The sequence below is a fragment of the Nocardia sp. NPDC005978 genome (assembly GCF_040614455.1).
Classification (GTDB): Bacteria; Actinomycetota; Actinomycetes; order Mycobacteriales; family Mycobacteriaceae; genus Nocardia.
Genome location: NZ_JBEXUS010000048.1, coordinates 1 through 20,580, shown reverse-complemented (window position 1 = coordinate 20,580; position 20,580 = coordinate 1). Strand labels below are relative to the sequence as shown.

The window sequence follows — 20,580 nt, the reverse complement described above, 5'->3', positions numbered from 1 at the left end:
CCCCCGGGCGGAAATCGGCATACTGGGGATCGTGACTTCGCAGCTGAACAATCCCTCCGGTCTCGACCTGTCGTTCCGCGATGCGGGAGTACGGGTGCAGGACGACCTGTTCGCGCACGTCAACGGCGAATGGCTGGACAATTACGACATACCGTCGGATCGGGCGGTGGACGGCGCGTTCCGCAAGCTCTACGACCAGGCCGAGCTGGACGTGCAGCGGATCATCCAGGACGCCGCGGCCTCCGGCGCCGCGCCCGGGAGCGAACAGCGCAAGATCGGTGACCTCTACACCAGCTTCATGGACGAGGCTGCCATCGCCGCGGCCGGGCTGAGCCCGATCGCCGGGGAATTGGCCGAGGTCGCCGCGGTCGCCGACCGCGGCGAGTTCGCGGCGCTGATCGGCCGCCTGCAGCGCACCGGCGTGGGCGGGGCGCTGGCCTTCTACGTCGACACCGACGACAAGAACTCCAGCCGCTACCTGGTGCACGCCACGCAGTCCGGGATCGGGCTGCCCGACGAGTCGTACTACCACAAGGACGAGTACGCGGAGATCCGCGACAAGTACCGCGCCCACATCGCCCGGGTCTTCGAGCTCGCGGGCATCGACCACGACCCCGAGCGCGTGTACGCGCTGGAGGCGAAGCTCGCGGCCGGGCACTGGGACGTGGTGCGCCGGCGCGACGCCGAGAAGAGCTACAACCTCACCACGTTCGACGCCCTGGTCGCCGGCCATCCCGAGTTCGACTGGGCGGCCTGGACTTCGGCGCTGGCCGCGGGCGTCGAGCGCTCGGGCGCCGAACTGTTCGCCGAACTGGTGGTGCGCCAGCCCGATTTCGTGCGCGTCTTCGCCGAACTGTGGGCCTCGGAATCGCTCGACGACTGGAAGGCGTGGGCGGCCTGGCGCGTGGTCAAGGCGCGCGCCCCGTACCTGACCGACGACCTGGTCGAGGCGAGCTACGACTTCTACGGCCGCACCCTCACCGGCGCGCCGGAGAATCGCGAGCGCTGGAAGCGCGGCGTCTCGCTGGTGCAGGACCTGCTCGGCGAGGCCGTCGGCAAACTGTATGTGGCCCAGCACTTCCCGCCCGCCGCCAAGGCCCGCATGGTGGAACTGGTGGAGAATCTGCAGGAGGCGTACCGCCGCAACATCGTCGACCTGGAGTGGATGAGCCCCGATACCCGCACGGCCGCGCTGGCCAAGCTGGAGAAGTTCACGCCCAAGATCGGCTACCCGGACGAGTGGCGCGACTACGAAGCCATCGTCGTCGACCCCGCCGACCTGGTCGGCAACTACCGCAACGGCTACGCGGCCGAACACGATCGGGATCTGGACAAGCTCGGCGGCGCGGTGGACCGCGGCGAATGGTTCATGACCCCGCAGACGGTGAACGCCTACTACAACCCCGGCATGAACGAGATCGTGTTCCCCGCCGCGATCCTGCAGCCGCCGTTCTTCGACATGAACGCCGACGACGCCGCCAACTACGGCGGGATCGGCGCGGTCATCGGCCACGAGATCGGCCACGGGTTCGACGATCAGGGTTCGAAGTACGACGGCGACGGCAACATGGTCGACTGGTGGACCGAGTCCGATCGCACCGAGTTCGGCAAGCGCACGAAGGCGCTGATCGATCAGTACGACGAGTTCTCCCCCAAGGACCTGTCCGACGATCACAAGGTCAACGGCGAGTTCACGATCGGCGAGAACATCGGCGACCTGGGCGGCCTGTCGATCGCCCTGTCGGCCTACGAGATCTCGGTCGAGAACGGCGACTCCCCCGTCCTGGACGGTCTCACCGGCCTCCAGCGCGTCTTCTTCGGCTGGGCGCAGGTCTGGCGCACCAAGGCCCGACCCGAGGAGGCGATCCGCCGCCTCGCCGTGGACCCCCACTCCCCGCCGGAGTTCCGCTGCAACGGCGTGGTCCGCAACCTGGACACCTTCCACACCGCCTTCGACGTGAAGCCGGGCGATGCCCTGTACCTGGATCCGGAGCAGCGCGTAAAAATCTGGTAGGCAACGACATACGCGGCCCGTACCCCTGCCGGGGTACGGGCCGCTGTCCTGCGCTGCCGGTGTCTCACCCACCTCCGCGTGCTGCCGAATGGATTCCGCGCACCCCGCCCGAGCGTGAACCGCGCCGAATCCCACGCGCGGCGCGCTACTCGACTCGAATCCGTTCCTCGGTGGCGGCGTCGAAGTAGAAGATCTCCTCGAGCTTGGGGCGCAGATACAGGCGGTCGCCCAGGGCCACCGAGAAGCGGCGGTCCACGCGGGCGACGACGCGGCCCGAGCGGCTGGACCAGTCGCCGGTCACGCCGTGGGAGTACAGGAACGACTCCGCTCCGAGTTCCTCGAGGAGCTCGACCTCCACCGGCAGCGCGCCGGCCGGGTCGGTGGTCACCTCCCAGGACTCGGGGCGGATGCCGACCACCACGCGTTCGCCGGTGACGGTGCGCGGGAGCGGGATTCGCAGCTCCGACAGCAGCGCCGCACCGTCCCGCACCGGGGCGGTCAGCAGATTCATGCCGGGTGACCCGATGAATCCGGCCACGAAGGTGTTCACCGGGTCGTCGTACAGCTCGCGCGGGGCCGCGATCTGTTGCAGCCGCCCGTCGCGCAGCACCGCCACCCGGTGGCCCATGGTCATGGCCTCGACCTGGTCGTGGGTGACGTAGACCGTGGTCGTGCCCAGGCGTTTCTGCAGCGCGGCGATCTGAGATCGGGTGCTGACCCGGAGTTTCGCGTCCAGGTTGGAGAGCGGCTCGTCCATGCAGAAGACCTGCGGGCGGCGCACGATCGCGCGGCCCATGGCCACCCGCTGGCGCTGGCCGCCCGACAGCTTGGCGGGCTTGCGGTCCAGCAGGTCTTCCAGTTCCAGCATGGCGGCCGCTTCGCGGACGCGAACCATGGTGTCGCTCTTGTTCATTCCGGCGTTGCGCAGCGCGAAGCCCATGTTCTGCGCCACCGTCATGTTCGGATAGAGCGCGTAGCTCTGGAACACCATGGCCACGTCCCGGGCGCGCGGCGGCAGTCCGGTCACATCCTGACCGCCGATCCGGATGCGACCCGAACTCACCGCTTCCAGACCCGCCAGCATCCGCAGGCTGGTGGATTTCCCGCACCCGGACGGGCCGACCAGCACCAGGAACTCGCCGTCGGCGATGTCCAGGTTCAGGTCGGCCACGGCCGGGTCCGGTGCACCCGGGTAGGCGAGGGTCGCGCCCTCGAATTGAACGGTCGCCATGCGGATGCCTCTCCTGGCCGGTTACTGGGGCAGCACGCTACTTCGGCAGCTTGGGGGTGATCTGCCGGTCGAGAATGTTCTGCAATTGAGTGGTGATATCGCCGAAAGCGGCTGCCGCGTCCCGGTTCTGGAGGCCGATCTGCTCCAGGCCGGTGCCGATGATCTGGTCCGCGCCGGGAATGAAGACGCGGGCGTAGTCCTGGGATCTGGTGAGCGCCAGCTGGTCGATCGCGGTCTTGGAGTTCGGGTTCTTCGCGAGGAAGTCCAGTTCGCTGGGATCCTGCAGCGCGGACTTGCGGACCGGCATGTACCCGGTGCCCTGCGAGAAGTACGCGGTGTTGGCCGGATTGGTGATGAACTCGATGAACTTGAGCGCGTTCTCCTTGCGCTTGTCCGAGATGCGCGACGGAATCGCCAGTCCCGCACCGCCGGTGGTCGCCCCCGCGCCGTTCGGGTGCGGCAGGAACGCGGTGCCGAACTCCAGTTTGCCCGCCGCGTTCTGCTTGATGCTCTTCAGATCGCCGGTGGAGGCGATGGTGGAGGCGATCAGCCCGTTGCCGAACTCGACCGCGATCTGCGGGCGCACGCTCGCGTACTTCTTCACATTGATCATGTCGCGCAGGAAGTTTCCGGCCGCGATCGACTTCGGGTCGTTGAACTTCAGCTTCCACTCGTCGGAGTAGCCGCCGCCGAAGGTCCACATCGGACCCTGGAAGGTCCAGGCCAGGTACGCCTTGGCATCACCCCAGCCGTGCGCGAATTTCTCACCGGTGAGCGTGGATTGGAGCTTGGGGCCCCACTCGTCGAACTCGGCCCAGGACTCCGGGCCGCGGTCCGGCAGCCCGGCCTTGGACCAGGCGTCTTTGTTGTAGTAGAAGACCTGGGTGGAACGCGCGTAGGGCAGCGCGTAGTGCTTGCCGTTGAATTTGTAGTCGGTGAGCAGCGAATCCACGTAGTCCGCGGCGTTCACCCCGGCCGAGGCGAAGTGGCCGTCCAGCGGTTCGATGGTGCCGTTCAGCGCGTAGTTGAACCACCAGACATCGGACAGCACAACCACATCCGGCAGCTCGCCGCCCGAGAGCGCCGCGTTGAACTTCTGCGACACCTCCTCGTAGTTCTTGCCCGCGTCGATGAGCTCGACCTTCAGGTCCGGGTATTTCGCCTGGAAGCGCGTGATGAGCTCGGCCTCGAGGTCCTTGGAGGTGCCGGGGTGATTGGACCAGAAGGTAATGGTGTTGGCGTCGCCGTCCTGTTTGCCGCCGCCACCGGTCCCGGCGCAGGCGGTCAGCGCGAGCCCGGCCCCGGCCGCGCCGGCCAGGCCCAGGAATCCCCGCCGCGACAGGGCGGGAAAACGTGAATCGGACACGGGAATCTCCTTCGGGGACTTGCGTTCGCTCGGCATCAGCCCTTGACCGCACCGGAGGTGAGGCCCTTGATCATGTGGCGCTGCAGCGCCAGGAAGACCACCAGAATCGGCAGCATCGTCAGCACGGTCCCGGCCATGACCGGTCCCCAATCGGTGACGCTGGGGTTCTCGGTGTTCTGCAGGAGGGTCAGCCCGACCGGCAGGGTGGCGACCCGCGCGTCGTCGGCCATCAGGAACGGCCACAGGTACTCGTTCCATTCGTTCACCAGCGTGACCACCGCGAACGCCACCATGGTCGGCCCGGACATGGGCAGCACCACCCGGGTCAGCAGCCGCCACCAGCCCGCGCCGTCCATGCGCGCGGCCTCGATGACCTCGTGCGGCAGCGACAGGAAGTGGTTGCGCATCAGGAAGGTTCCGAACGCGACTCCGCACAGCGGGACGATGATGCCCTGAAAGGTGTTGCGCCAGCCCATTTGCGCGATGAGCGCGTAGTTCGAGATGACGGTGATCTGGTTGGGCACCATGAGCGCGGCGATGATCACCAGGAACAGCACCGTCTTGCCCGGGAACCGCAGGAACACCAGGCCGTACGCGCTCAGCACGCCGAGCACGAACTTGACCGTCGAGATGGCCAGGGTGATGACGATCGAATTGCGCAGGAAGGTCCAGAACGGCAGTACCGTGGTCGCTTCCCCGTAGTTCTCCGCGTGCCAGCTGCGCGGCCAGTACACCGCGGGCTGGGTGTAGATGTCGCCGCGTTCCTTGAACGAGGTGAGCAGGATCCACAGCAGCGGCACGCCCACGATGATCAGCACGCACACCATGGCGGCGTAGCCGAAAATCGTTGCCCAGCGGGTGTTGTCGAGCTTGTTCAGCGCCGTTCTCAGCGTCGCGGGACCCGGTGTCGCCGTGGTCATCGCTCACCCCGATCCATGACCCGCACCTGGATCAGCGTCACCGTGAGCAGCACCAGGAACATGATGGTGGCCACCGTCGCGCCGTAGCCGGCCCGGAAGTTGACGAACGATTCGCGATAGACCTGGAAGACCATGGTGGTGGTGCCGGTGCCCAGCGGCCCGCCCCGCGTCATGACGTTGATGATGTCGAAGACCTGGAGCGAGTTGAGCAGCACCGTGATCGAGAGGAAGAAGGTGGTCGGGCGCAGCTGCGGCAGCAGCACCCGGGTGAAGGTGGTCCACCGGCTCGCCCCGTCGATCTCCGCGGCCTCCATGAGATCCGCGCGCACGCCCTGCAGCGCGGCCAGATAGATGACGAAGGCGTAGCCGAGGTTCTTCCACACGTAGGTGAGGGTGATCATGAACAGCGCCCAGCGCGGATTCTGGTAGAAGTCCGGCACCTTCTCCACGCCCAGCCGGTGCAGTACGTCCTGCACCAGGCCGAATCCGGGATCGAAGATGAACTGGAAGGCGACGCCGATGGCAGCGCCGGAGATGACGAACGGCGCGAAGACAGCGGATCGGACCACATTGCGCCCGAACAGCTTCCGGTCCAGCAGCAGGGCCAGCGCCAACCCCAGCACCATACTGCCGACGACCGCCGCGAGCGTAAAAATCACTGTATTGCCGACGATTTGCCATGAATCGTCGCGCCCCCACCACTCGACATAGTTGTCGACACCCACGAAGGTCGCGGTGGTGTCGGAGATGTTCCAGTCGAAGAACGACAGCCGGATGTTGTCGAGCAGCGGCCGATACACGAAGAGCGACAGCAGAATCAGGTTGGGTCCGACCAGCACCAGGAACAGCGCGTAGTCCGTCCAGGGCCGCCCCCGCAGCCCACGGGACCGCGGCCGCGGCAGCACTCTCTCGGTCTCGGATCGCACCCGCGCAGCGTGACGGTTGCGAGCGAATAGCCGGTTACGTCTAGATGCTGGTCGGTTGAATAGTCGGCGCGCAGGCGCCACCGACCGTTCATCAGCAGCACCCGCGGGTGGCGCGGACATGGGACGAATAGTACGGCCGCCCAGTCCCTTTCATGCCGGAAACGGATAACACCTGACTCGGAGCGCTACCCGGCCGCAGGCATGGGACCGTCGGCAGCCGGTCCGCGGGTGGTCGGCGCCGTGGCTCCGGCGGCGCCGCGCTCGAATTTCGTCCGTGCTCATGGGCGCCGCATGCGCGGGGCACGCCTCCCGCACTCCCCCATTGATGCCGAATGCCCCGCCCATACAGGGCGGGGCATTCGAGATGTCTTGCCGCGTACCGGAACCTCCTAGTTCCAGTCGCCCCAGCCGTCGCTGGTGCTCAGGGTGCCGCCGGCGGTGTTCTGCACCAGCACCGGATCACCCTTCTTCACGTTCTCCTGGAACCACTTCGCGTCCTCGGTGCTCACGTTCAGGCAGCCGTGCGAGGCGTTGGAGACGCCCTGCTGCGCCACCGACCACGGGGCGGCGTGGACGAAGATGCCGCTGTTGGACATGCGGGTCGCGTACTCGACCTCGAGCTTGTAGCCCTCGGGGGCGGTGATCGGGACGCCGTAGGTCGAGGAGTCCATGATCATCTTGCGGTTCTTCTCGCTGACGATGTACGTGCCGTTGGGGGTCTCGTGCCCCTTCTTGCCCATGGAGGTGGGCATGGTGCGCACGACCTCGCCGTTGCGGGTGACCACGATCTGGTGGGTCGCGTCGTCGGCGGTGGCGATGAACTCGTCGCCGATCTCGTACGCGGTCTCGGTGCCGCCCGCCTTCACGGTGACCTTGGACCCGGCCGGCCAGAAGTTCTCCGGCCGCCAGCGGACCTGGCTGTCGCTGCGCCAGTAGAAGTGGCCGTCGACCTTGTTGGTGGAGGTGATGCGGATCGCCTTCTCGGCGGCCGCGCGGTCACCGACCGGCTCCTTGAAGTTGATGATGATCGGCTGCGCGACGCCGACCACCTCACCGTCACCGGGGCTGATGTTCGGGGCGGTGAAGTCCGCGGGCGGCAGCGGGGAGCTCGCGCCCGGCGCGGTGGGCAGATCGCCCGGGACGGGCTGCGGCATCACGGCCGAGGGCACGCCCGGGACCTCGGGGCCGCCCGGCCAGAGCGGAGCCGCCTGGGCGGGCGCCGCCGCTACGGCCCCGGCCGCCGCGACGGTGGCGAGGGAGAGCATTCCGAACCGGGTAACGCGCACAGCGATGATCCTTCCGTTGCCGCCTCTCCGGGATCGTGTGCGCACGGCGGGCTCGTGCCCGGTAGCCGTGGATGACCGTTGAGAAACGCGTGGCGGCGGTTGGGGAGCAACCCGCTGGGGTGTACGCGGCGCGTTGCTCCAACTGACGAAATCAGTCGTGTCTGACCATCCATTCCTACATGCCGCCGCGCGGCCTGCCAATTGAGTTGCGCGAGTTATTCATACGAACCGGCAGGTGTGCTCTGTGACACACAACCGCTCGCGTTCGGCCCCGCGGGTGTGTATGTGCCGTTCGCACCGGCGATTCGAGAAACGATCCGGTCGTCCGGCCGCCACCCCCGCTCACGTCGGGCCAAACATGGTTGTGAGGGAGATCACTGGAGTCGTATCAGGGTTCGGGTATGTCGAAGGTGATGGCCGCACGCGGACCGAGGGCGATATTGTGCGGCACGGTCAGTAGAACGCGCCCGCGCGCGAAGCGCGGCGCGAGCCGCAGGCGCACCGCGCCGAGCACCGTGGCCAGCACCACCCGCAGTTCGTAATCGGCCAGCGCCGCGCCCACGCATCGCCGGTGACCACCGCCGTACGGTGCGAATTCGAATGGGCTGTAACGCCGTTCGAGGAAGCGCTCGGGGCGGAAAAGGTGCGATTCGGGCCACACCTCGGGATCGGAGTGCAACAGCTGCACCGACAGCCCCATGGTGTCACCGCTCACCACGGGCGTCCCGCGCAGGGCGTAGTCACCGGTGAGCCTGCGCAGGACGATCGGCACCGGCGGGTGCATGCGCAGTGTCTCCTGGCAGACGGCGTCCAGGTAGGGCAGTGCGGCGAGCTCGGCCGGATCCGCCTCGGGCCCGGCCGCCGCCAGTTCGGCGCGCAGGCGCTCCAGCACGGCGGGCGCGCGGTGCAGCCGGTACAGCGCCCACACCAGGGCGGTCGCGGTGGTCTCGTGCCCCGCGACCAGCAGGGTGCGCAACTGCTCCCGCAGTTCGAGATCCCCGATCGGCGCGCCGTCGTCGTACCGGGCCGCGAGCAGCATGCCCAGAATGTCCTGTCCGCCAGCGTCTTTCGCCCCGGCGTCGATGTCGGCGCGCCGCCGCGCGATCTCGCCGTCGAGCAGGGCGTCCACCCGATCCCGCGCCGCGGTGAACCGCTCCCACCCGGTCACCCCGAACATCCTGCGCCGCAGGGCCGGAACCAGGAACAGCGGCCCGCCGAACGCGGTCAGGAACGCGGTGGTGGCGGCGGTGTACTCCGCCCGGCGGTCCGGGTCCTCGATGCCGAACACCGCGGTGAGAATGACACGCAGGGTGATCGCGCGCGCCGCGTCCCGCGCGTCCACGCGGGCGCCCGGCGTCCACGCCCGCCCGGTCCGCTCCCCCGCGATCTCCGCCCGCGCCGCGTCGCGAATCGCACTGCCGTACGCGCTGATTCGCGCCCGGTGGAAGGCGGGCATCAGCAGCGTCCGCCCGTTCCGATGCCGCACCCCGCGCGCCAGGATCAGCGACCCCGCGCCCACCATGGGCTCGATGGGATTGGGCAGCGGCGGTTCCAGCAGTTCCACCGGCGCGCGAAACACCTCGCGCGCGCCCGCCGGGCTCCCGGTGAACACGGCGGATCCCAGCCCCGGGAACCGCATGCGGAACGGATCGCCCTCGCGCGCCCGCCGCCACCGGAAGTACCGCTCGAGATCCAGCCCCGCCGCGGCCGCGTGCAACGGCACGAACCGCGGTTCGCGTGGCGGCGAAGGTGTTTCGGGCCCGGCCGGTCCGGCGGCGCTGTTCATGCTCCCCTATACGAGTTGACCTGCGGGGCGGTTCGAGCGCCGCCCTCGACCGTGGACGCGCCGGTCGACGGTGCCGACGGGCGTGGTGTATGCATGGGCATTGAAGCAGGGCCCGGTGTACCTCGAATTTAGGACGAACGCGTGTCGCGTCAGCAGATTTCCGCCCGGATCGCCGCCGCGGTGATCGCCGCCGCAACCCCGCTCCTGGCGGGCTGCGGCGATATCTCCGACGGCAGCCCGCTGGCCTCGCTGGCCGCCGATCCGCCCCCGCCCCCGACCTCGCCGCCCCCGACCCGGCCGGTGCCCAAGACCCCGGCCGAACAGGCCGCCGACCGGAACGACAAGGGCGGGGTCACCGGCTTCGACGCCGCGGTCGGGGACTGCGTGCGGCTGGGCGGCACCATGACCGACGCGACCATCGTGAAGGCGACCTGCGGCGCGACCGACGCCAATTACAAGGTGATCGCCAAGGCGCCCACGAACGATCAGTGCCCGCGCGACGCCGATCAGGCCTATTTCCGGACCATCGCCGGCGTCGAGACCGGCGCGCTGTGCCTCGACATCGACTGGGTCGTCGGCGACTGCATGGACCTGGGCTCGGACAATCCGGCGCGCATCGACTGCGCGGCCAGGACCGGCAAGGACGCGGTCCGGGTGCTGGCCATCGTGAAGGGCACGTCCAGCGCCGACGACTGCACGGTGGGCGGCCGGGGCTATACCTATCCCGAACGCAAACTCGTGGTGTGCGTCGCGGCCCTGTGAGATCGGCGGAGTGAGAGCCGCGAACGCGAGCGGGGCGGGGATCCGGTTGGATCCCCGCCCCGCTCCGTCGTTCTCGCCGCGAATCAGATCGGGTAGTACCCCGAGCCGATCCCGCCGCGCCCATTGATGTCGCTCATGATCGTCGACATGTTCGTGCCGACCTCCGGCCCGAAGCAGGCCACCGCGAGGTAGGCGTTCACCATGCCCACCAGCGTGCTGCCGACCACGACCGGCGCGCCCGAGTCACCCTCGACGACGCACATCTGACTCCAGGTCTCGATGCTGCTGTTGAAAACGTCGCCCCAGGAAATGCCGCAGGTATTGCCGGTGGTCCGGCCCTCCTTGCAGACGATCATCGGGAATCCCGGGGGACCGCCGATGCCGGTGATGGCGACATTGCCCACGCGATTCACCGGAACAACCCGGTCCGGGTCGAACTGAATGACCGCGTAATCCAGATCGTGATTGGAGTAGACGAACTTGCCGATCAGCCCGGTGCCCCGTGATTTCTCGGCGTACACCTCGGCGCCCGCGTCACCACAATGCCCGGCCGTCAGCCCGACCAGGCGTCCGGCGCCGTCGTGACCGATGGTGGTGACGGTGCACTCGAACATGTCGTCGATGATGATCCCGGAGCCGCCGCCGATCACTGCCGGCGCGGGATCTGCGTTCGCGGCCCCGGTGCCCAGCAACGCCGTACTCAGGGCGACGGCGAAGACCCCTGCCGCCCCGGCGAGTTTCCTGATCATGTCCCTCCAGAAAGTTCGGAAGCCGCTTAGGACCAACCTGCGTCCCTCATCCTGTCAGTATTCGTCCCACTGGGCCGCTTGTACTGCCGCATGTTGCCGAGCCGTGTCCTGCGCGAAGTTTTGGTTCGCACCTAGTTGGATGAGGAGCGCGGAATAATACGTATTAGCTATTGAATTACGAGAATTTCTTTCCATTTAATTCATACCGGTCTCGTTCGCCTCTCCGTAAAACTGCTGGACGGTTAGTCGGAATTAGAACAAGTTCTAGTCTTCTGCCTGGTTCTTTGTGACGAAAACCAACCGTGACGTGGCTGTTCACAGTCGTTCTATGAAAGTGATCCGGCTCTATGACCGGAACCACAAGAGCGTGATGTGTTTTTCCTAACTCCGTAGTAAGGTGCGTCAAGCAAACAGTCGTCGGAGGCGGGTATCCCGGCGTCGAGAGGGGTAGTCAGTGCAGTTGACCAAGAGCCAGGACGGGCAGGGGAGCCCAGCCGGGTCGAAGGTGAGTGGTGCGGTCGACTGGGCCAAGGGCTACTGGGATGATCACCCCAAGCGGTCCCTGGAGACCGGCGGGCGAATGATCGCCATGGGCGTGTCGGCCATCGCGGAGCTCTTCATCGCGATCTTCCGCAAGCGCTTCCCGTTCGCGGAGTTCATCCGGCAGTGCGCCTTCATGACCAATGTCGCCGCGGCGCCCACCCTGCTGGTGGCCATCCCGATCGGCGTCATCGTCTCGATCCAGGTCGGCTCGGTCGCCGGGCAGGTCGGCGCCACCTCGTTCATCGGTGCGGCCAACGGCCTCGGCATCATTCAGCAGGGCGCGCCGCTGGTCACCTCGCTCATGATCGCGGGCGCGGTCGGCTCGGCGATTTGCGCCGACCTCGGCTCGCGCACCATCCGCGAGGAGATCGACGCCATGAAGGTGATGGGCGTGGATCCCATGCGCCGCCTGGTCGCCCCGCGACTGGGCGCGGCCATGCTGGTCTCGGTCCTGCTCTGCGGTTTCGTGGTGTTCGTCGGCTTCCTGACCGGCTACGTGTTCAACATCTTCGCCCAGGGCGGCACCCCCGGTTCCTACATCGGCACCTTCGCCTCGTTCGCGATCACGACCGACCTGTTCGTCGCGCTGCTCAAGTCGCTCATCTTCGGCGTGCTCGCCGCGATCATCGCCTGCGACGCCGGCCTCAACGCGCGCGGCGGCCCGGGCGGCGTCGCCAACGCGGTGAACACCGCGGTCGTCATGTCCGCCGTGATGCTCTTCGGCGTGAACCTGATCCTCACGCAGGTCTACAACTCCCTGTTCCCACCACAGATGGTCTGAGTCGTGTCAGCAACGTATGTACCGCCGCTGCTGCGGCCGTTCCAACGCATCCGGGGCGTCGCCAACTCGCCCCGAGACTTCCTGGCGCGCATCGGGCATCAGGTCTTCTTCTTCCTGCGCTCGGTCGGCTCCATGCCGATGGCGTTCAAGCACTACCCCAAAGAGGTCTGGCGACTGCTGTCCGACGTCACCTGGGGCAACGGCAATCTCGTGGTCGGCGGCGGCACCATCGGCGTCGTGCTCATCCTGTCGGCGTTCGGCGGCATGACCGTCGCCATCCAGGGCCACACCTCGCTGAACCTGCTCGGACTCAGCCCGCTCACCGGCGCCATCTCCGCGTTCGCCACCACGCGTGAACTCGGGCCCATGCTCGCCACCCTCGCCTTCGCGGCCCAGGCCGGCTGCCGCTTCACCGCGCAGCTGGGCGCCATGCGCATCTCCGAGGAGGTCGACGCGCTGGAATCGGTTGCGATCCGGCCGCTTCCATACCTGGTGAGCACCCGCATGATCGCGGCCATGATCGCCATCGTGCCGCTGTACTGCCTGGCGCTGCCGCTGGCTTACATCTCCTGCTCGCTGACCGTGCAATTGATCGGCGGCACCGCGTCCGGCACGTTCCAGCACTACTTCTATCAGTTCCTGATACCCCAGGATGTGCTGTACTCACTGGCGAAGGCGATCATCTTCGTCGCGATCACCACCTTCATCCAGTGCTACTACGGGTTCTTCGCCTCCGGCGGCCCCGAGGGCGTGGGTGTGGCGGCCGGTCGCGCGATCAAGCTCTGCATCATCGCGGTGGTATTCGCGGACCTGTTCATGACCTTGGCGATCTGGGGCGTCGACCCCGGTATCCGGATCTCGGGATAGGGGGCGCACACGATGATCATCGATCCGAGCGGGCGCGGACCGACGATGCGACAGCTGCTCATAGCGGGTGTCGCGGGACTCGTGGTCTTCGCGATCATTCTGGGATTCCTGATGGCCCGGTACAAGGGCTATTTCGTCGAAAAGATCAACGTCACCGCGAATCTCACCACCACCGGTGACGGGCTGCCCGAGAACGCCGACGTGAAGTTCCGCGGCGTGCTCGTGGGCGCGGTCAAGGACGTCTCGGTGGCCGCCAAGGGCGAGCTGCAAGAAGTGCACATCGAGATGAAGCCGGAGTTCACCGACGGCATCCCGGCGAACGTGACGGCGCGCGTCGTGCCGTCCAACCTCTTCGCCGTCACCTCGGTGGAACTGGTCTACAACGGCAGCGACGCCGCCCACCTGAAGGAGGGGTCGCAGATCGAGGAGGACCGCTCCAAAGGCACGATCGCACTGCAGGACACGCTCACCACGGTGCGCAACATCCTCAGCAAGATCGATCCCATCCAGTTCGGCCGGGTGCTGGGCACCCTGTCCTACGCGCTGGACGGCAGCGGCCGCATGCCCGGCTCGACGATCGAGCGCGTGGACCGGTGGCTGCTCGCGGTGGACGAGTCGATTCCGGATCTGGGCGTCATGCTCACCGACTTCTCCGATTCGTTCCACGCGCTGAACCAGTCCGCGCCCGAACTCATGGGCGTGCTGGCGGATTCGGTGAAGACCGCGCAGACCATCTCCGACCGCCGCGGCGAGCTCATCTCGCTCATCGCGGGTGCGTCGGGGACCGTCGACAAGGTCAACACCCTCTTCGCGCGCAATCCCGATGTGGGCAAGCAGGTCACCTCGGGCACCAGCGAGCTGTTCGGCGCGCTCTCGGACGACCCGAACGCGATCCCGCTGGCCATCAAGAACCTGAACGAGTCGGTCCGCAAGCTGATGACGACCTTCACCTGGGGGCCGCAGCGGCAGATGGTCTGGAACCTGGGCCTGACCTTCACCCCGTACAAGCCGTGGACCCGGGACGACTGCCCGCGCTACGGCGAGCTGGCCGCCCCGAGCTGTGGCACCGCGCCGCTGGTCTCGGATCCGGGCACGCTGCCGGAGTCGATGCGGCCCAAGGCCCTGGACTCGGCCGCCGGGCTGGGCCCGTTCACGCTGCCGCCGGGCCTGGCGGGCCTGCCGGGCCTGACCACCGGCGGGGAGATCACCCAGCCGGATCCGCAGGCGGGCAACCCCTTCGCGGGCACCCCGCTGCAGGGCCTGTTCCCGAACCTGGTGCCGCCGGCCGCACCCGCGGCACCCGCTGCCGCGCCCGCCGCGGCCCCGGCCGCCGGTCCGATCTCCTACAACTCCGACGACGCCATCACCCAGATCCTGGGCCGGCGGCCGACCGCCGGCGAGTACCTGCTGCTCAGCTCGATCCTTAGGGGTGGAACGTTGCAAGTGACCGAAACCGGGGCCGGTCGATGAGCATTCGCAAACCGCTGATCGGCTTCACCCTCTTCGCCGTGGTGGCGATCCTGGTGACCACGGTCATCTGGAACACGCTGGCGCGCACCGTGGACGGGAAGACCAACACCTACACGGCCACCTTCAGCGATGTGCTCGGCCTGCGCGAGGGCGACGACGTCCGCATGGCGGGCGTGCGCGTCGGCAAGGTCGAGACCATCGAGCTGGACAAGAAGAACGACGCCAAGGTCACCTTCATCGTGCAGCGCGATCAGACGCTGTTCGGCGACACCAAGGCGCTGGTCCGGTACCAGAACCTGATCGGGCAGCGCTACATCGCGCTGGCCCCGGACAAGAAGGGCGGCGATCACACGCCGCTCAAGAACAAGGCCTCGATTCCGCTCGAGCGCACCGAGCCGTCGTTCGACATCTCGGGGCTGCTCAACGGTTTCCAGCCGCTGTTCGAGGTGCTGCAGCCGGAGCAGGTGAACAACCTGTCCAACACCTTCATCCAGGCGTTGCAGGGCGACAACGTCTCGCTGTCCGCGTTCATCACCCAGTCCGCGGCGCTGGCGAGCGACTTCCAGCGGCGCGACGCGATCCTCTCGGACGTGATCACCAACCTGTCCGGCGTGATGTCCGGCCTGGCCAAGCGCGGCGACGAACTGGAAACCCTGGTGACCCAGACCCGTTCGCTCATCGGCGGGCTGTACGAGCAGGGCCAGTCGCTGCAGGCCTCGACGGTGCAGATCGCCGACGCCACGACCGCCCTGGTCGGCATGATGGGGCTGATCCAGCCCAAGCTGGCCCTGGCGCAGACCTCCACCCGTGACGCGCTGACCCTGCTGCTCGCCAACGGCGACAAGCTGGACCAGGTCGCGGTGGATCTGCCCGGCATCCTCTCCGACGTCGGCAAGTTCACCCAGAACGGCGCATACGCCAACGCGTACCTGTGCACCCTGGATGTCTCGCTCTACGGAGTCCTCTTCCCGCGCGGTCTGTTCAGTCAGATCGGCGGCAACAACCACTCGGCGGTGTGCCGGCCATGATGGCGAAACTGAAGTCCCGCTTCGAATCCAACCGCAATTTCTGGCTCGGCGTGCTCGGCGCCGCGGTCGTCGTCGGCCTGCTGCTGGCGTCGAGCGTGTTCAAGATGATCGGTGTCGGCGAGCAGAGCATCAAGACCGAGTTCGCGCAGACCGCGGGCATCAAGGTCGGTGACAAGGTGGCCGTGTCCGGCGTCTCGGTGGGCCGGGTCGCCGGCGCCGAGCTCGAGGGCGACCACGTGCTGATCACCCTCGCCATCAACGACGATGTGAAGCTGGGCCCGGATGCCCGCGCCTCCATCAAGATGGCGACGCTGCTGGGCGCGCGGTTCCTGGACCTGGACCCGGGCGACGGTTCCGGCCTGCCGGGCAAGCGAATCCCCAAGTCCAACACCTCGGTTCCGTACAACCTGTCCGATGTGGTGCAGGAGGGCACGCCGAAGTTCGAGAACCTGGACACGGTCAAGCTCGCCGAATCGCTCAATCTGATCAACCAGCAGCTGGGCGACACCCCGCAGCTCACGGTGCAGGCGCTCGACTCCATCGGCGCGCTGGCCAAGACCATGAACGATCGCAAGGACGCGGTCGATCAGCTGCTCAAGGACCTGGACCGGGTGACCCGCATCCTGGGCGACAACCGCAACAGCGTGCTGCTGGTCATCACCCAGGGTGAGGCGATCGCGAGCCGGGTCATGGAGCGCCAGACGCTGCTGCGCACCCTGCTGGACAACATCGCCGCGCTCAGCGGGCAGCTGCAGGCCATCGGAACCGAGAACAACGATCTCTTCGGCCCGACCCTGATCCAGCTGAACACCATGGCCGACGGTCTGCAGAAGAACAAGGACAACCTGGACCGGCTGCTGCAGATCATGCCGCCAGCGGTGCGGCAGTTCAACAACGTCTTCGGCAACGGCAACTACGGCGAGGTCGCGCTGCCGTGGCTGTTCCCGGACAACTGGCTGTGCTCCGTCCAGGTGATCGAGGGGTGCGTGCAGAAATGACATCCAGAAGCTTCGCCCGAATCACCAAGGCCGCCATGGTCGGTGCGGCGACGCTGGCGGTGGCCAGCTGCTCCGTCGTCCCGCTCGGGGTGAAGGACGCGGTCGGGCAGACCCAGCACATCACCGCCGACTTCCTCAATATCGCGGGCATGTTCGAGGGCAACCCGATCACCGTCCTCGGCCTCGAGGTCGGCAAGGTCGACAAGATCGTGCCCAAGGGCCAGTACGTCGAGGTCCACATGACCGTGGACAAGGGCGTCGAACTGCCGAAGAACGTTGTCGCGGCACTGATCTCGCCGTCCATCGTGACCGACCGGCACATCGAGCTCGCCCCGCGCTACACCGGCGGCGAGAAGTTGAAGGACGGCGCGCACCTGACCGTCCAGCAGACCAAGACCCCGGTCGAGCTGGACACCATGATCAAGACCATCGACGCCTTCTCCGCGGCGCTCAAGCCGCAGGAGGGCCAGGAGGGCATCGGCCCGCTGTCGGGCCGCGTGCTCTACCCGATGATGAACGGCAACGGCGAGAAGCTGCGCGACGTGCTCAACTCGCTCTCGGGCGCGTTGAAGATCGGCGTCGACAACAAGGACGCCGTCTCGACCATCATCATCAAGCTGAACGAGCTCACCACGATGCTGGCCGACAACGACCAGTCGGTGCGCGACTTCAGCAACCGCCTGACCCAGATGAGCTCGCTGCTCGCCGAGCAGGCCCCGGGTCTGCAGGCCACCCTGGATCAGCTGAACGGCTTCCTGGGCAACACCAGTGGCGCGTTCTCGCAGTACGCCGACCAGCTCAACGGCACGCTCACCGGACTCACCGCGGTCACCCAGCAGCTGCGCGACAACGCGGCCGGCGTGACCGAGGTCGTGGACGTGGCCCCGCTGCTCATGCAGAACCTGGACCGTTCGGTGAACCGGGAGAAGGGCTTCATCCGCCTGCACGGCCTGATCGGCACCGCGCTGTCCGGCGAGATCATCAGCCTGTTCTGTGAGCGGGTGCAGATGAAGGCGGACGGCTGCCGCACCGGAAAGATCGAGGACATGGGACCCGATTTCGGTCTGACCGCCGCGATGTTGGGACTGACGCGATGAACAATCGATTCGTGGCCCAGCTGCGGGCGAGCACCCGGACCCGCCGCGTCGTGGTGGCCCTGGCGGCCACCACCGCGCTCGCCACGTCGGGCTGCGGCCTGACCGTGGAGAGCCTGCCGCTGCCCAAACCCGGTGCGGGCGATGACACCTACACCGTGCACGCGGTGTTCGACAACGCGCTCAACCTGCCCGATCAGGCGAAGGTCAAGATCGGCGGCTCGGACGTCGGCGTGGTCACCAAGATCACGACGAAGGATTTCAAGGCGATCGTCGACCTCGACATCCGCAAGGACATCGAGCTACCCGCCAACTCCACCGCCGAACTGCGCCAGGCCACCCCGCTCGGTGACGTCTTCGTCGCGGTGTCCAAGCCCAAGTCCGACGTGGCGGGCACGCCCCTGAAGGACGGCGACGAGCTCACCCAGACCTCGGCCGGCGCGACCGTCGAAGAGCTGCTGCTCTCGGTGTCGTTGCTGTTCAACGGCGGTGGCATCGCGAGCCTGTCCAAGCTCATGGCGGAGATGGACTCCATCGTGGGTGGCAAGGGTCCGCAACTCGCGCACCTGATCACCGAGATGACCGGCGTCGTGGGCAGTCTCAACGCCAACAGCCAGAACATCGACAACGTGCTCGCCAACTTCGGCGCGCTCGCGGACACGCTCGAGACCAATCGCGGTGAGCTGGGCCAGGTCGCGGACACGCTGCCCGGCATGATCGGCGCCATCGCCGAGAACAACCAGGCCATCGGCGAACTGCTGACCAAGGTGTCCACAACCAGTGCGGCCCTGGGCGATTACGCCAACACCACCCAGGATCAGCTGGCCAGCCTGCTCGACAACGTGCACCAGCTGATGAACGCCCTCGCGCGCACAGAACAGGACTTCGGCCCGATGCTCGACGCCCTGCACGAGATCCGGCCGCTGGCCGACGCCTCGTTCAAGGGCAACACGCTCGCGGTCGGCGCGACCCTGAGCATGCTCGACATCGGCGCGCTCACCGATCCGGCCAACAGCAAGTGGCAGGATCTCCGCGATCTCAACGATTTCGCCGGCAGCCTCATCCAGGTGCTGCAGATCGTCCAAGGCAGAATCAACGGGGGCCACCGGTGAACTGGGTGAAGAACCACAAGAACCTGGTCTCCAACGGAGCCCTGGTCCTGATCCTGCTGCTCGGCGCGGCGTACCTGGCCGTGAGCGTCATGCGGATCAACCCGACCCGCGAAACCTACCGGGTCACGGTCAATCTCGACCGATCCGGCGGGCTGCAGGCCGGCAACGACGTGACCCTGCGCGGCTACCGCGTCGGCAAGGTCACCGAGATCAAGCTGGTGGACAAGGGCTCGGCGCTGGCGGCGACCGTCGAAATCGATTCGAAGTACCGCATTCCCAAGGACACCGTGGTGTCGGTCGGCGCGCTGTCCGGCGCCGGTGAGCAGTACATCGACTTCCGTCCCGCCTCGGACGGCGCGCCGTTCCTGGACAACGGGTCGGTCGTGCAGTTCGACAAGGAGAAGGTCAAGACGCCGACCCCGGTGTGGTCGGTGCTCGACAACGCCAGCGAGCTCATCGCGCAGGTGAACCCGGATCAGTTCAGCGTCATCCTGACCGAGCTCGACACGGCCCTGTCGGGGGGCCCGGATCAGCTGCGCTCGCTGATCGACGGGATCAGCCTGGCCACCACCGGTCTGGACAATCTGCTGCCGCAGACGACCAACCTGATCCGCAATCTGCAGACCATCAACGCCACGACCTCGCTCGCGCAGCCGGATCTGGGTACGCTGACTCGTAACTCGTCCGTTCTGTTCCGGCAGTTCAACGATGCCAACGCCGAGCTCCAGACGATCCTGGAGCAGGCACCCGGGCAGTTCGAGTCGCTCGGTGCGGTCCTGGACCGCACCGCGGACCCGATGAGCAGCCTGGCCGCCAATTTCGCCGCCGTCACCAAGGCCGCGCAATTGCGGGCTCCGGCGCTGCGAGCGTTGTTCCCCTCGCTCGTGGTGGGCACCTCGGCCATGGGCGTACCCGCCCATGACGGCGAGTTCTACACAATCCTGGATATCTGGCCGCGACCGAGCTGCGAATACCCCACCGCCAAGGTGCGCAACGAAGCCGCGACCGAGGGTTCACTGCCGAAGTGGACCGGTTACTGCGTCAATCCGGACGCGGGCACCCAGATCCGTGGCTCGGGCAACGCCCCGCGGCCGAATGTGCCGGACAACGGCGCACTTCCGCCGGCCGGCGCCGATCCGAGCGAGCGGACGCTGCCGCCCATCAAATAACAGAACTCCACCGCGCAGCGGTGCAAAAATCCGGCTACCGGCGGCGATGGCCGCCGGTTCCGGCATACTCGCTGAACTGAACCGAGACGGCGCGTCCGCAGCGCGCCGGGAAAGGTGGGGATCGATCCATGTCGGATGACGCCGCCCAGGACAAGACAACCGAAGACGAGGCCACCACCAAGGCCGAGGCCGTAGCCCCTGGGAGCGGTTCCGACAGTGGTTCCGGCGCCGCCGAGACCGCGCAGATCCCCGCCGCCGACGCGGCGACCGCGAAGGTTCCGGCCGCCGCGCCCGAGGCGGGCAAGCCCGAGCTGAGCAAGGAGTCGGACACCGCGATTCCGCAGCCTCCCAAGAAGGCGCCCGCTCCCAAGGCCGCCGCCAAGGCGCCGGCACCCGCGCCGCCGCGCGGGGGGCCGGACGCCCGAGGGGTAGATGGCACGGACGATATCCAGACAACCTCACCGACATACCGCTTTTG

At 67.3% G+C, this 20,580-nt stretch carries 17 protein-coding genes and 1 pseudogene; 11 read left to right on the top strand and 7 right to left on the bottom strand.

Annotation, left to right across the window (positions count from 1 at the left end):
- Positions 1-31 precede the first annotated feature (31 nt).
- A complete protein-coding gene (locus ABZ319_RS22025) occupies positions 32-2,014 on the top strand; it encodes a M13-type metalloendopeptidase (protein WP_354988326.1) in 1,983 nt (660 codons plus the stop codon).
- Positions 2,015-2,159: 145 nt separating this feature from the next.
- Here the strand turns inward: ABZ319_RS22025 and ugpC are convergent, their stop codons facing one another.
- The 6 genes from ugpC to ABZ319_RS21995 form a co-directional block, all read right to left on the bottom strand.
- On the bottom strand, positions 2,160-3,245 hold the full coding sequence (gene ugpC / locus ABZ319_RS22020) for a sn-glycerol-3-phosphate ABC transporter ATP-binding protein UgpC (protein ID WP_354988325.1): 1,086 nt from the start codon (positions 3,243-3,245) through the stop codon (positions 2,160-2,162).
- 37 nt (positions 3,246-3,282) lie between these two features.
- Positions 3,283-4,647 (bottom strand): ABC transporter substrate-binding protein, encoded by a 1,365-nt coding sequence (locus ABZ319_RS22015; RefSeq protein WP_354988324.1) that lies wholly within the window; start codon positions 4,645-4,647, stop codon positions 3,283-3,285.
- A complete protein-coding gene (locus ABZ319_RS22010) occupies positions 4,647-5,438 on the bottom strand; it encodes a carbohydrate ABC transporter permease (protein WP_354988362.1) in 792 nt (263 codons plus the stop codon). The genes ABZ319_RS22015 and ABZ319_RS22010 overlap by 1 nt, the downstream gene beginning before the upstream one ends.
- A gap of 89 nt (positions 5,439-5,527) precedes the next feature.
- Entirely contained in the window at positions 5,528-6,436 is a 909-nt protein-coding gene (locus ABZ319_RS22005) for a sugar ABC transporter permease (RefSeq protein ID WP_354988361.1), read from the bottom strand.
- 410 nt (positions 6,437-6,846) lie between these two features.
- On the bottom strand, positions 6,847-7,722 hold the full coding sequence (locus ABZ319_RS22000; protein WP_354988360.1) for an Ig-like domain-containing protein: 876 nt from the start codon (positions 7,720-7,722) through the stop codon (positions 6,847-6,849).
- 409 nt (positions 7,723-8,131) lie between these two features.
- Entirely contained in the window at positions 8,132-9,529 is a 1,398-nt protein-coding gene (locus ABZ319_RS21995) for a cytochrome P450 (RefSeq protein ID WP_354988323.1), read from the bottom strand.
- A gap of 141 nt (positions 9,530-9,670) precedes the next feature.
- Here ABZ319_RS21995 and ABZ319_RS21990 point away from each other — a divergent pair, with 141 nt between their 5' ends.
- Entirely contained in the window at positions 9,671-10,291 is a 621-nt protein-coding gene (locus tag ABZ319_RS21990; protein WP_354988322.1) for a hypothetical protein, read from the top strand.
- 83 nt (positions 10,292-10,374) lie between these two features.
- On the opposite strand, the gene ABZ319_RS21985 is transcribed toward ABZ319_RS21990, so the two are convergent.
- Positions 10,375-11,040 carry a S1 family peptidase gene (locus ABZ319_RS21985; protein WP_354988321.1) on the bottom strand — a complete coding sequence of 222 codons (666 nt, stop codon included), beginning with the start codon at positions 11,038-11,040 and terminating at the stop codon, positions 10,375-10,377.
- A gap of 505 nt (positions 11,041-11,545) precedes the next feature.
- On the opposite strand from ABZ319_RS21985, the gene ABZ319_RS21980 reads away from it, so the two are divergent.
- The 9 genes and pseudogenes from ABZ319_RS21980 to ABZ319_RS21940 form a co-directional block, all read left to right on the top strand.
- On the top strand, positions 11,546-12,364 hold the full coding sequence (locus ABZ319_RS21980) for an ABC transporter permease (RefSeq protein ID WP_354988359.1): 819 nt from the start codon (positions 11,546-11,548) through the stop codon (positions 12,362-12,364).
- Between the two features lie 3 nt (positions 12,365-12,367).
- Positions 12,368-13,231, top strand: a complete 864-nt coding sequence (locus ABZ319_RS21975) for an ABC transporter permease (protein ID WP_354988320.1) — start codon at positions 12,368-12,370, stop codon at positions 13,229-13,231.
- A 12-nt stretch (positions 13,232-13,243) separates the two neighbouring features.
- A complete protein-coding gene (locus ABZ319_RS21970) occupies positions 13,244-14,701 on the top strand; it encodes an MCE family protein (protein WP_354988319.1) in 1,458 nt (485 codons plus the stop codon).
- Positions 14,698-15,729 carry an MlaD family protein gene (locus tag ABZ319_RS21965; RefSeq protein WP_354988318.1) on the top strand — a complete coding sequence of 344 codons (1,032 nt, stop codon included), beginning with the start codon at positions 14,698-14,700 and terminating at the stop codon, positions 15,727-15,729. The genes ABZ319_RS21970 and ABZ319_RS21965 overlap by 4 nt, the downstream gene beginning before the upstream one ends.
- Positions 15,729-16,727 (top strand): MCE family protein, encoded by a 999-nt coding sequence (locus tag ABZ319_RS21960; RefSeq protein WP_354988358.1) that lies wholly within the window; start codon positions 15,729-15,731, stop codon positions 16,725-16,727. The genes ABZ319_RS21965 and ABZ319_RS21960 overlap by 1 nt, the downstream gene beginning before the upstream one ends.
- A complete protein-coding gene (locus ABZ319_RS21955; protein ID WP_354988317.1) occupies positions 16,724-17,824 on the top strand; it encodes an MCE family protein in 1,101 nt (366 codons plus the stop codon). Before ABZ319_RS21960 ends, ABZ319_RS21955 begins: the two co-directional genes overlap by 4 nt.
- Positions 17,821-18,933, top strand: coding sequence for an MlaD family protein (locus tag ABZ319_RS21950; RefSeq protein WP_354988316.1), 1,113 nt, complete (start codon positions 17,821-17,823; stop codon positions 18,931-18,933). Before ABZ319_RS21955 ends, ABZ319_RS21950 begins: the two co-directional genes overlap by 4 nt.
- Positions 18,934-18,938: 5 nt before the next feature.
- On the top strand, positions 18,939-20,102 hold the full coding sequence (locus ABZ319_RS21945; RefSeq protein ID WP_354988315.1) for an MlaD family protein: 1,164 nt from the start codon (positions 18,939-18,941) through the stop codon (positions 20,100-20,102).
- Positions 20,103-20,230: 128 nt separating this feature from the next.
- Positions 20,231-20,580: pseudogene (locus ABZ319_RS21940) on the top strand (hypothetical protein); the annotation flags it as partial.